At 39.2% G+C, this 12,353-nt stretch carries 10 protein-coding genes and 1 other RNA gene; 9 read left to right on the top strand and 2 right to left on the bottom strand.

What is annotated here, in order from left to right; translation table 11 throughout:
• Positions 1-40: 40 nt before the first annotated feature.
• Positions 41-448, top strand: coding sequence for a 5-fold beta-flower protein (locus ABDW02_RS07320; protein WP_343633628.1), 408 nt, complete (start codon positions 41-43; stop codon positions 446-448).
• A 126-nt stretch (positions 449-574) separates the two neighbouring features.
• Here ABDW02_RS07320 and ABDW02_RS07325 read toward each other — a convergent pair whose 3' ends face one another.
• A complete protein-coding gene (locus ABDW02_RS07325) occupies positions 575-952 on the bottom strand; it encodes an STAS/SEC14 domain-containing protein (protein ID WP_343633630.1) in 378 nt (125 codons plus the stop codon).
• A 171-nt stretch (positions 953-1,123) separates the two neighbouring features.
• On the opposite strand from ABDW02_RS07325, the gene ssrA reads away from it, so the two are divergent.
• From ssrA to ABDW02_RS07345, 4 genes are all read left to right on the top strand, one after another.
• Positions 1,124-1,527, top strand: a transfer-messenger RNA (tmRNA) gene (gene ssrA, locus ABDW02_RS07330).
• Positions 1,528-1,830: 303 nt separating this feature from the next.
• Positions 1,831-3,288, top strand: a complete 1,458-nt coding sequence (locus ABDW02_RS07335) for an AAA family ATPase (protein WP_343633632.1) — start codon at positions 1,831-1,833, stop codon at positions 3,286-3,288.
• A 459-nt stretch (positions 3,289-3,747) separates the two neighbouring features.
• A complete protein-coding gene (locus tag ABDW02_RS07340) occupies positions 3,748-4,329 on the top strand; it encodes a Crp/Fnr family transcriptional regulator (RefSeq protein WP_343633634.1) in 582 nt (193 codons plus the stop codon).
• A 72-nt stretch (positions 4,330-4,401) separates the two neighbouring features.
• Positions 4,402-4,950 carry a cupin domain-containing protein gene (locus ABDW02_RS07345; RefSeq protein WP_343633636.1) on the top strand — a complete coding sequence of 183 codons (549 nt, stop codon included), beginning with the start codon at positions 4,402-4,404 and terminating at the stop codon, positions 4,948-4,950.
• A gap of 275 nt (positions 4,951-5,225) precedes the next feature.
• Here ABDW02_RS07345 and ABDW02_RS07350 read toward each other — a convergent pair whose 3' ends face one another.
• The gene (locus ABDW02_RS07350) at positions 5,226-7,661 is read right to left on the bottom strand and encodes a T9SS type A sorting domain-containing protein (protein WP_343633638.1); all 2,436 of its coding nucleotides are present in this window, start codon (positions 7,659-7,661) and stop codon (positions 5,226-5,228) included.
• Between the two features lie 313 nt (positions 7,662-7,974).
• Here ABDW02_RS07350 and ABDW02_RS07355 point away from each other — a divergent pair, with 313 nt between their 5' ends.
• From ABDW02_RS07355 to ABDW02_RS07370, 4 genes are all read left to right on the top strand, one after another.
• Positions 7,975-9,096 carry a DUF4236 domain-containing protein gene (locus tag ABDW02_RS07355; RefSeq protein ID WP_343633640.1) on the top strand — a complete coding sequence of 374 codons (1,122 nt, stop codon included), beginning with the start codon at positions 7,975-7,977 and terminating at the stop codon, positions 9,094-9,096.
• Positions 9,097-9,176: 80 nt separating this feature from the next.
• Entirely contained in the window at positions 9,177-10,400 is a 1,224-nt protein-coding gene (locus ABDW02_RS07360) for a hypothetical protein (RefSeq protein WP_343633642.1), read from the top strand.
• A gap of 1 nt (position 10,401) precedes the next feature.
• Complete coding sequence (locus tag ABDW02_RS07365; protein WP_343633644.1) at positions 10,402-11,502, top strand: hypothetical protein; 1,101 nt, start codon at positions 10,402-10,404, stop codon at positions 11,500-11,502.
• A 116-nt stretch (positions 11,503-11,618) separates the two neighbouring features.
• Positions 11,619-12,314, top strand: a complete 696-nt coding sequence (locus tag ABDW02_RS07370) for a hypothetical protein (RefSeq protein ID WP_343633646.1) — start codon at positions 11,619-11,621, stop codon at positions 12,312-12,314.
• Positions 12,315-12,353: the final 39 nt, after the last annotated feature.

Raw genomic sequence — 12,353 nt, forward strand, 5'->3', positions numbered from 1 at the left:
ACAGAGAAACAAATCGATCAACAACTAATAAGAGGGAACTATGAAAAAAGTAATCGCAGTGATGATGGTGTTGGGAAGCGTAGCATGCGCCAAAGCACAAACCATCGAGTCCGGAAGCCACAGCACAGTTGGCTACATCAAGAGTGACGGAACCATTGAGAACTCCAGCCATTCTACTGTTGGATACATTAAAAGTGACGGAACCATCGAAGATAGAAGCCACAGCACAATCGGTTACATCAGAAGCAACGGAACCATCGAAAACAGAAGCCATTCTACAGTCGGCTATGTAAAAAGCGACGGAACAGTTGAAAACAGCAGCCACTCCACTTTGGGCTACATCAAAGACAATGGTACCGTTGAAAATTCAAGCCACAGCACATTGGGTTATGCCAGGGGCATTAAAAAAGAATGGGCCGCAGTAGCTTATTTTTTCTTCAAGTTTTAAGGAAATACTGAAACCTAAAACAAAATCCGCAGAACTTTGATTCTGCGGATTTTCTATTCATTCCTGTTTCTGCCTCAGGGCGTTATCTCCCTACCGCGCAACCCGCGTGGAGTACTAATCGCCCAATCAGTCCAGGTCAATTTTTTCAGAAACCCAATCCACAGCCTGGCCCATTGCCGCATGATTAAACGCTTTAAAAGTTCCCGGCATCAACGCACTGAATACTTTCGTAAAATTATGCACACCCTCACTATCCGAAATAATCGCAGCGCGGTTCCATTTCATCAGATTCTGAGCTCCCAAAACAGCATCTTTAAACCAGGCCCCGAAAGTGAATTCCGAAACCGGCGTGTCCAATACCAGCATATAATTCAAAACGTCTGTTTGCTCCACTAATTTTTTGACTTCCGGGATAACTACCTCATCAAAATCTGCCTGAGTAACCTCTCCCGTAGCTCTGAAACCAACTATATTCGTTGGCAAATCCGTTATTTTCGTTATCATAGCCTTTCTATTTTAATAGTAAGATAGCGAACCTTATGCTGAGGCAAACCGGTATTTAGGATTTATTAGGGAATTTGTGGAAAGCGCTTTGTATTCCGATGTTTTTGGTTAACAAAACATAAGAACTCCAACGGAAATCGGGATTTATTCTTACATTTGTTCGTTACAACTGGGGTCGACATTGGATTTGACAGCGATTGAGATTTCGGTGGGAAGCATGCAGAGCGTTGTAGTGAAGCTCTTAAATATCTTGCTGCGAACAATAATTGACAATACGTCATACGCACTTGCTGCTTAATTTACTAGGTAAATTCGGCTTAATCCAGTGGAAGATATAGTACACGGACAAGTTTCTCCTCTACCGGCTCTGATTTTCGGCTAGTAGGCTCAGGAGAATCATTTTAGAAAATCTGGCACCAATCGGGCTTCGCGTGCGGTGTGAGATCTTAGAAGCTAAGGTTGGATCTTGGGTGTTTTTGTCCGAATCCAGCTCGAAAACCAATCAAAAAATAAGCATGTAGAAGACATTCGGAACCATTGTTTGGACGAGGGTTCGAACCCCTCCGACTCCACCACGAAAGTAGAAAAAGGCCATTCCTAGCGGATGGCTTTTTCACTTTGTGGTGGTCCGTAGCGACTGACGAAGGAAAGTCTGCTACGGAAAAGTCGCAGGGATACAGGTTCTAAGTACGATTTAAGTCTCCTCCCTTGAGGGAGGATTAAGGTGGGTGGTGAAGCCCAAATCTTCCACAAAGCCCAATTTCATTCAGTTTCCCAAAATTCTCAGCGGTTCGATTCCCTTTTGCCCGGAAGGTGTTGTATTTCAGATTTTTTTGGTAGTATTGACCGAAAATTAAACCAAGCATTATTCAGACCATATGATTCACAAAATCACTTCGATTAAAAATTTGGGGAAATTAAAGTCTCCATCTTTCAGTAAAGAAAACTGGAATGGTATTTTCCAAAAACGAAATATTATATATGCTAATAATGGTAGTGGAAAAACTACACTGTCTTTAATGTTTAGATCTCTAAAAAACAATAATGAAATTCTAATAAAGAAGAAGACTTTCAACGCTACTGAACCAATAGAAATTAAGCTCTTCGATTCTGATAAAAAGGAATACTCATATAACACTGATAAATGGAACAAGCATTATGAAAAGATTGAGGTATTCGATAGCTATTTCGTAGAAGATAACATATATGTCATAACTGTAAAAGACAATCCTAAAGGATCGTCAATATTTGAGATTTTATTAGGAGAGGACGCAGTAATATATAGAAAACAGATAGATGCATTAAAAATAGAGACTAGTAAATTACAGAACAAAAGATTAAACATCCGAAGAAGAAAAAACAGAGAAGAGGATCAAAGAAAAAAAGAAGACTTAGAAAGACAGATGTCTGAAAATTCAGAGCAAAAGAAAATTAATCGTGAAAAAATCAAGACAATTGAAAGAGAGATTATAAAGCTTTCTGAAAAACACAAAGATGATTATTTGGAAAAGATCAATGAATATTTAAGTCATTTCAATCCAAACTTAAAGCTATTAAAACTAAGCGAATACAACACCAAGGCTGTTTATACCCTAGAAATAATGGGGTACGCAATTAATGATACAAAGGAATATTCCCTTAGATATACATTGAGTGAAGCAGATAAGAATGCACTTTCATTGTCTTTCTTTTTGGCAAAACTTGACTTAAAACATGATATAATTAATTATACTGTTGTGATTGATGATCCAATTACAAGTTTTGATTATGCTAGAAAGTCAAGCACGATAAATATGATATATAAGTTATCTAAAAAGGCTAATCAAGTAATTGTCCTAACACATGATCTCAAATTTGCATTTGATTTAAATAGAAAGTTTTCAAGCAGTTCTGATCCTTTGGAAAGTATTAAGATTAGTAGTAATGGAGAAACAAGTTATTTTCAAAACTATGATATAGAAAGAGAAAATTTGTCAGGGATATTTAAAGATTTAACTGTATTAAATGAATATATTTTACATGGTGCAAGAAATGATGTAGAAAAAAGAGAGGTTATCAGGTGTATTCGTCCTGCAATTGAAGGATTATTCCGTATTAAATTTTTTGGGGTAATTAAATCTAATGAATGGCTAGGTGATATTATTGAAAAAATAAGGAAATCTGAAAATACTAGTGATTTTCATAAATACTTCTCGATTCTTGAAGACATAATTGAAATCAACGATTATTCTAAAGAATATCATCATAGTAATCCTCAATATTTTGATACTCCAATTAATGATGTCGAATTAAGAACTTATGTCCTGAAAACATTAAAACTTTTGAAAGAAATTTAATTTTTAGTTTTTTTGATATTTCCGGTTCCATTTTCGTTCACCCTTCTCCACAAAAAGAAAAAGCATTACGAGAGTGATGCTTTTTCTTTTTGTCCCTTTTCTCTCACACTTCACACTCACACGGAGTTGTAGCTTTTTCTTTTTGAGTAGTGAGTGCGAGGACTGAGTGTGGGATCCCGGTTCGAAGCTGAAATTCCCTCTCCTCCCTCTGAGGGAGGACTAAGGTGGGTGGCGAACTCCAAATCTTCCGCAAGCACCGATTCATCAGTTTCCTAAAATTTAGCGCGGTTCGATTCCCTTTTGCTCGGAAACTTAGTTTAATGGAAGACTTATGCGGTAGTCGAATTCAATCCAATCCGATTGTTGATTCCTTTTTTGATGGATACAAACCATCTTCGGAGGTAATATTCTCCACAAAATACTCATCTTTGCAACAACATACTTTATTCATACAATCAATTGGATTCACATATACTTCTGCAGGATTTACAAGCATACTCCGACTTTTCAGAGCGTGATTTTCCTGATTTTTTAAAGTTGTTTACCGAGTTTAAGGTCAGGAAGAACGAATTTTTCTATCAAGCCGGAGAAATCCCAAGATACAGTCCGTTTATTGTAAAGGGATGCATGCGCAAATTTTTTATCAATGATGATGGGGACGAACAGATTGTATTCTTTGCCGAAGAAAAATGGTTTGCAGGTGAAGTACAATGTATGCGATCAAAAACCAAAACAGAAATGTATCTTCAAGCTTTGGAAGACTGTGATATATTAGCGATAACACTTGAAAATGCAGAATATGGGATGAAAAACTTTCCTGCGTACAGGCAGTATTTTGATCTAAAGTACGCATCAGACCACAATCGGATAATACAGGAAGCAACCCGCTTGAAAAACGATACTCCTGAAACTTTATACAAAAGACTTTTGGAAACCAGACCTTCTTTGATATTGCGGGTTCCGCAGCATCACATTGCCAATTATTTAGGCCTAAGAACGGAAACAATAAGCCGCATAAGGAGAAAAATAGCTCTCGGATGATTTGTTGATTTGGATCAACTACTTTCATTTTCAGTGCATATACTTTTGCCTGGTAATTATAAAAACCAACAGATGGCAACAGATTTATACGCTGGATTTACAAATCCAAATGCAGGAGAAACATTTCGCTGCATTTCAAACGATGCCGAAGCATTTGTCTTCGAATGGATTGTGCAACCAGGCGGACACGTACCTAATCCACATATCCACTTTACGCAGGATGAATTATTTCATATTAAGAGCGGGGAAATACGCATGGTTTTGGACGGAAAGGAATACATAGGTAAAGCCGGAGACTCCATAAATGCTACTAAGGGTGCATCGCATATCGCTTACAATAATACGCCGGAAATTTTGACCTGTGTTGTAGAATTCAGGCCTGCACTTGATTCGTTTAAATTTTTTCAATGTATGGGAGGCCTTGTTCTCGATAAGGATTATGATAAAAACGGACAGGTGAATATTCCTAAGATGTGCTATTTCATGAAGAGAATGAAAGCAAAGAGCATTACACGGCCTACCAATATCCCCGCTCCGATATTTAAAATTGTGCTGAACCTGTTTTATATGAAAGGAATAATTTTAGGCTGGAACAAGTATTATAAAAAATATACAGAGTAACCGTCTTCCACAAAAAGAAAGAGCCCTGACATTTATCGTCAGGGCTCTTTCTTTTTGTTCCTCTTCTCTCACACTTCACACTCACACTGAGTTATAGCTTTTTCTTTTTGAGTATTGAGTGTGAGTTTTGAGTGTGAAATCCCGGTTCGAAGATCAAATTCCGTCTCCTCCCGGAAGAAGCCCGTCCCGACTTATATTATATGATCCAAAACCGGGAAGGGACTCAAAATAAGTCCCTTCCGTGCTTTTAATTCTGGTATTCGATGTTTGCGAATTTAATGCATGACAATAAATTTTTGCTGATCAACGACTTTTCCATTCATTAAAACAACAAAAGAATAAGTTCCGTTTTGGAGATAAGAAACCTCTAACGTATGACGCCCTTTCTCAAATGGAATTTCGTGGACTTTTCTTCCGGTCATATCAAGAATGTAAGCTTCTGAAGTCGTATTTTCTGAATCCCGGATGTCAGATTCAAACACAACTTCAAGAGTCGTGTTCACGGGGTTTGGGTACAAGCTTAGTTTAAAGCCGGAAAGTGTTTTTTCCACGTGCTTAAACATTTTTTCTGCATAATCATCACCGTCAGGGCGCTGTGGACATGGAGTAACAGTTAGTAAAGCAGCATTGGTTTCCTGTGTAGGGCAACCGCTTAATTTGCAACGGAACAGATAATTATTCTGAGTTGCGGTGGGGCTTAACACTGTTAATGTTGCTGTATTCACACCTGAGTAACCGGTACCGCTGCATGGGATCCAGGTTGTTCCACCATCTGCACTATACTGCCACGAATAAGCATCCACATTCTGTGCGTTTACAGAAAATACAGCATTTGGTGCTGTAACCTGATTCTTATAACAAACGTCAACCCCTGATACCTGCGTATAAACGATACCTCCTTTCAGAACGAACGTCTGAGTGTATGAGCTTGTTAACCCACTGCAATCTGTTACAGTAACCTGGAAATTAACAAACCGGAAAGTCCCTAAAGTGATGATATAAGATCCGTAAATCGATGGAGCGACACTATATGAAGATGATCCGGTAGTTGCAAAATTATCGTAATTACCGGTTGCAGCATTGTAAATACTCCAGGTATAGGTGAAAGAAGGAGTGCCGGTAACAGTAGCGTTTAACGGAATGGAAGAGCCTTCACAAATTTCCGTCTGCTCAGGAAGTGTGATTGTTGGAGCCGGCCCACTATAAGTAATCGTTCCTAAAATGACATCGCTTGAACCGGAGGCAGGATTCAACGTAATTGTCCCGCTCGAGGTCTGTAGTGATAACGGTGAAGAAGCCGTTGAAACACATTGCAGGGTATTGTATACGGAAGATGAAATGTGTGCCCTCCCGGTAACGCCATTGGCAATCCACGGGGTAGTTGTCAGTAATTGCCCATTGGTATTTATAGGAACAATAGCCAAGCCTTGTGAGGATGAAATAGCCGGAGAAACCACGGTATTGGACGCGTCTGTATAAGTTGGGCTTGCAGTTGTATTCATGCATGCATAAATAAAATTGCATTTTCCGTTAGCCAATGAAATAGCTTCGACGCCGGGCGTAGTATTCCTGGCATAACTTGTCCATAATGCATACCCGTTGCTGGAATTCAACTTTACGATATACCCGTTATTGGCTACCGATGCGGGGATGGGAACAGTCGTATAAGTTGTTGATGAAGTAGGAAATTGGAGGTTATAGCTGGTCCCTGTCGAAGCGGCCCATCCTGCAATGTAGATATTATTGTTTTCGTCAGCAATCATTGAGGAAGGTGTACTGGTAGGCGTAGTGATACTTGCTCCCGTGGCCCGTGCCCATAAGAGATTCCCGGAAGATGAATATTTTGCATAGATTGAAGCCCTTATTCCGTTACTTGTAACAGGAATATTGCCGCTTGCTCCCTGCACTGTATAAGATGTTCCTTCCATGCGACCTGATACGATCACATTATTCGAGTGATCAATACACAAACCGGTTTTATAGATGTTTGTATAAATCCAGTGATCGGTATAGTTATACGAGCGAATCGAGTTTCCGGTCGTAGGGTCCAACCATAAAACATAGGTTCCGGCAAGGATTCCATTTCCTGGATCAGGATCATGAATTCGTCCGGTAACGACCAATTGGGTGTGGTCATCACTAACCGCTATGTCAGTTATGACTTCAGATGACCCGAGCCCTCTTCTTGCCCATATCAAAATTCCAGCAGGCGAATATTTAGCTACAAATCCCCTTCTCGGGTTTATAACGGATCCAATTGGAGGGGCTGCCGGTAATGTAGTGACAGGAGTAGCAGCATTTGGACTGGAAGCATTGTAAAAAGAACAGATAGACTGATAAGTACCGCAAACATAAATATAACCATTGCTGGCTGTTGTTACGGAACTGATTGTAACACCGGCAGACGCAGCAATTCTGGTGGCTACCAAAACACTGTTGGTGGAAGAATATTTAACAATGAATCCGTTTGGGGTTACATCAAACGGATCGGAGGGATAACCTGTCAGCCAATTCAATGTAATCGTTCCGAAAAGCGCATTTCCTCTGGTATATGTACCAACTACAACTTTACTTCCGCCGGGTGATTCGGCCACATCGGTGGAAGTTTGAGAATTGGAACCTCCTGAATTGAGGCCCGATGTCCAGTTTTGCGCATGCGAGGCGATAGTAAAGACGACAGCGAATACGCTTAAAATACATTTTGTCTTCATGAAAGATGGGTTTTAAGTGAATATGTGTGATTTTGAATTAAATAGTATCAGAAATTTAATACTTTAAAAAAATCACAGATGTTGGTTTGTATAACTATAGCCGGTTATTGTATATCTATAACCATTTGTCGAATAACTGTATTGGATTTGCAGTTATCCGAAGCTGCAATTACCGGAATTCGATTTCATTCAATTCAAACTCATAACAGTTCTATTTCCTTTTGCCTAAAACAAGACTCACTTTCGCTATTTCGGAAACCAAACCAGGCATTTGGGAAAGATTTTTAGTCCATAAAGTATTATTGTTCGATGTTTGGAGAAAACAATACTTATGAGATTCAGCAAAAGAATAAAAGTGTTCCCGGGCTTTCATCTAAACATCTCTACTTCCGGAATTAGTTCGACTATCGGAGGAAAAGGTGCCAGTATTAACATTAGTAAGAGAGGGACGTATTTAAACTCAAGCATTCCCGGAACCGGGATAAGGTTTAGTACCAAACTTGCCAATGGACAATCATCATCACATTATACGCGGAATGAATCTGTTGAAACCATAATCGTTGACGATCCCGATATATCCATTGAAACAACTACATCAGATCTGGATGAACTCACAAGTGCAAGTATGTTGGAACTAAAAGACACGCTTCATGAAGTGTTTAACGACAGAATGGAACTTTCAAAAGAAATCCAACAAGTCAGAAACGAGTTAATGCGTGCTAAGAACAGGTATGTGGCTGCACGAATATTTTTAATCGGTTTTGTTTTTAAGGTCTTTAAGAATAAGGTTTTACAAAAAAGTGACTACCTCACAGATCTTGAGGAACAATTAAAAAACACCATTGTAAATATTGATATTCACTTTGACGAAAATTTTCGTGATGCATATCAATCTCTTGTTACCAGCTATCAATCATTGCTAACCACAGAAAAAATCTGGGATATCACAGCAACATACGAACAGGATACACGGATAACGAGAAGTGCGGCATCAACGGTTGTCGACAGAGTCCCGGTGAATTTCAAATTCGACGGAATACCTATTATTCAGTCATCTTATCCCGCATTTCACCTGGAAAACAAGAACGGTGGTGACCTTTACATCTACCCTGCCTTTGTTATTTCCACGACAAACAAAAGAGAATTCGGCTTAATAGACATTAAGGACATTCAACTCACTTGTTCCACGCACAGGTTTATGGAACGCGGAACAATTCCGTCCGATTCACTGATCGTAGGACAAACCTGGCACAAAGTAAATAAGGATGGCAGCCCTGATCGCAGGTTTTCAGGCAATTTTCAAATTCCAATTGTACAATACGGGGAAATTACAATAACATCCTCAACAGGGATGAATGAAACATATAGTTTCAGTAGTGTGGAGAAAGCAAAAGCATTTGCAGATTCATTTAACAACTATGAGTCTTGTTTATAAGATATAGACTTTTAAAGTTGCAGAAGAAGAATCCAAGAATAAATTCAAGTCAACGATCAATCAAAATAGCATTAAAAATTATGACTGACGAAAATCAAAAAGAGCAAACCAAAACGAATGAAACCGAAGGCAAAATTACCTATACACTTTATGGGTTTCGTTCGGCGTCAAAATCACGGTCCAATCCTGAAGCCGTTGAAGGATATTTAAATCTGGTATATGATAAGTTCTTAGAAGAGCAAATGTTAGACGAGCAAGGTATTAAATCGCAGATTTCGAAACTAAAAGCAGAGGTTCAGCAGGAAAAGACGAGGAAAAATGATGTAACCGCTGAAATTTCTTCCACTAAAAGACATAAAGAAGATAAGGAAAAAGAGATCGAAGAACTGGAGATTGAAAAAGTAGATATCAGAAACGGAGACGGAGAACTTGGAGACACTTCGTCTTTCATACTCGGAGCGTTTATAGCTTTACTTCTGACACTTTATCTATTTGTTTTTTACTCATCTTCAGGTTATTCTGCTTTTTATGGCATTAAACCGGGAAGCTTAGGATTTATCAATCCGGACGTCTTCACAGATGCCCAAAATAAAGGTGGTGGTGTAATTGCTCTGATCATTTTATTCCCCGTAATATTTCTTGGGTTAGGCTTTCTGATCCATAACTCGATGGAAACAAATAAAAAACTGACCTTACAAGGCAAGCCGAAAAGATACTTGTTAATATCCTTATTATTGGTGATTACTTTGATTGCGGACGTTTTTATCGGTTATAAAATTTCCCAGGGTGTGCACACAAATGCATTTAATGCAGGGTTAACCGACGAGACGTGGAAATTTAAACTGGTTTTTGAAGATATTAATTTTTACCTGGTTTTGGTTTTGGGATTTGTGGTGTATGTAATCTGGGGATTCCTGCTCAATTTTGTTCTGAGCCATTCTTACCTGAAAACGGAAAGTGAAAAAGTAAAGCTGATGCTTGAAAACGTCGGTAATAAAATTACCGATAGAAGGAAGGAATTGACAGATATCATTTCAAAAATCAATAGGCTGGAAAGCGATTTCAATAATTGCGAAAGTAAAATACAGCAAAAGGAAAAAGACATTATTGGTTATGAAAATGGAGTTATACCCGTAAATGTATCCTCATTAAAAGGATCCATCGGGGAATTTATGGGCGGCTGGCAAAACTTTACCCATGGTAACTTCCATCAGGAAGAAGCCCTGAAGCTCGTCAACGAGGCTATAAAAGTTCAAACAAACTGGCTAAATGTTAAACTTATCGGCCTGAATCCAGGTAATTAATATGGAGAATATTCAACGACAACATAAAAAGAAAAATAAAAAGCCTGTATATATACTTGGTGCATTTTTGCTGCTTTTCGGCTTGTTTATCTCAGTACTCGTAAGACCGTCAACTCAAAGCAAAGCTCTGCAGGAACTTGAAACAAGTTTCAGCAAAAAAGACATCGAAATGGTTTGGTATAAGTATAAAGCCGACCTATATCAGGATGAAGATTTTTTATATGCAACAAGAAAAAAATTGTCAGATCTCAAGCTGTCAGAAGAAGAATTAAATGAATGTATCAGCTGGCTGCCTCCTGCTCCTACAAGTTTAAATGTAATCATTGTACCGGACTTGTCGAGAAGAATAACGGATACGGCAAATAATCCGCATCAAATCACTAACGACCTGCTTGTTTTACAGACACTTTGGAAATCGTTTGTTGATTTCTCAAAACTAAAGCAAGATACGAAGGATAAATTAATAGTCGATGTTACAGATATCGATCAGGCGAAGGGACAATTTGGAGCAGTTGCAAATGCCTTGCAATTTGACTTATCCAATCATAAAGGGAAAAGCAATCGTCTGTTTTTCACCGATGATCTGAATAAACGGTTTGAAACAAGTATCAAAAAAATGTATCAGCTGGCAAAAGATAAACCTCTTGGAGCAGATTACCGGTTTTATTTGCGCAGATATCTTATAAATCACTTGAAAAAGCCGACATTATTTGATAACTACATTAACAAGCTTGTAATCATTACGGACGGTTACCTGGAATCTGAAAATAAGCCTGCGGATACTAAGATTTACGGGTATGGGAAAGCGAAAAATGATTACAGATCTGTTTTATATCCCGCCGTCGAAATTGGCAATGTACTGGATGTGATCACCATGAACAGGTTAAATATTCCGATAGTAAATATTGATCTGTCGAACACCGAGGTTTTAGTTTGTGAAGTAAATGAAAGGATGACTGGAAAAGGTTATGATTTTGAAATTCTGAAAACGTACTGGGATGACTGGTTTAAAAGAATGAAAGTAAAGAAAATGGTCTTCATTCAGCGGGAACAGGCAAATAATGTTACTGCAAAAGCTGTAGGCGCATTTATTTCAAATTGAAGCAGAGAGTCACACCAGTAATTCCCTTATATGTAAAATTACGTCAGAGCAACTAAAAAAACGATCTATATCTTAACCTTCACCGGCGTTCATTTTTTTCTCCCTATCTTTCCCCCATGACAGCTTTATCACAGGAAAATCAGATCCGGTATGTTTCCAGTTTCCAGGAACTGATTTCCGAACCTTTCCGGGGTGAAGTCAATGCCATTGGCTGGATGCGGCAACTGGCCGGCGATTTCTCCGAAATTGTGGACAAGATTGAGCTCACGGGGAACATCACGGAGGTTGATCCCGAAGAATTGCTGGAACTGACCTTGTCTGAAGACGGACAACTTGCCCGCAGCATTTTGCTGAACGACCTGGAAGTACTGAAAGCTCATGGCGCTGCGCCGGTACTGAATATCATCAGTCAGTACGACAAAGACGAAGACTTTCCGTTTTTTCCAACGGATGTTTATTCCTTTCATGCAGATCGCTCCCCTATTCCGACCAGCACGTTCCTGTGCACCTACCAGGGCGATGCCAGCGAAATTGTACCGAATGCACAGGCAACACAAAAAATACAAATCCCCGAAATCAGGAATGAACTCCGGAAGCTATACGATGGAAAAGAAGCCGGTTTTGAAGAGTTCTTGACCGAAAATTTCTTCGATTTGCATTACCAGGCCGCCCCGGATGCCCGCATCATCAACCTGGGCGTGGGGAATATCTGGAAATTGGCTGTCGATCATCCCGGAAACCCGGTACTTCCCTGTATTCACCGCGCACCTCACGAGCATTCCGGACAAAAACGCTTATTACTGATTTGTTGATCCGAGCCCATAAAAAATCCCCGGTTGTCTCGAACCAAT

This window comes from Fluviicola sp. (assembly GCF_039596395.1).
Lineage (GTDB): Bacteria > Bacteroidota > Bacteroidia > Flavobacteriales_D > Crocinitomicaceae > Fluviicola.

What these genes read in the sequence shown, in the direction of transcription:
- ABDW02_RS07320 (WP_343633628.1), top strand. Translation starts at nt 41, where the DNA reads ATGAAAAAAGTAATCGCAGTGATGATGGTGTTGGGAAGCGTAGCATGC.
- ABDW02_RS07325 (WP_343633630.1), bottom strand. Translation starts at nt 952, where the DNA reads ATGATAACGAAAATAACGGATTTGCCAACGAATATAGTTGGTTTCAGA.
- ABDW02_RS07335 (WP_343633632.1), top strand. Translation starts at nt 1,831, where the DNA reads ATGATTCACAAAATCACTTCGATTAAAAATTTGGGGAAATTAAAGTCT.
- ABDW02_RS07345 (WP_343633636.1), top strand. Translation starts at nt 4,402, where the DNA reads ATGGCAACAGATTTATACGCTGGATTTACAAATCCAAATGCAGGAGAA.
- ABDW02_RS07350 (WP_343633638.1), bottom strand. Translation starts at nt 7,661, where the DNA reads ATGAAGACAAAATGTATTTTAAGCGTATTCGCTGTCGTCTTTACTATC.
- ABDW02_RS07360 (WP_343633642.1), top strand. Translation starts at nt 9,177, where the DNA reads ATGACTGACGAAAATCAAAAAGAGCAAACCAAAACGAATGAAACCGAA.
- ABDW02_RS07365 (WP_343633644.1), top strand. Translation starts at nt 10,402, where the DNA reads ATGGAGAATATTCAACGACAACATAAAAAGAAAAATAAAAAGCCTGTA.
- ABDW02_RS07370 (WP_343633646.1), top strand. Translation starts at nt 11,619, where the DNA reads ATGACAGCTTTATCACAGGAAAATCAGATCCGGTATGTTTCCAGTTTC.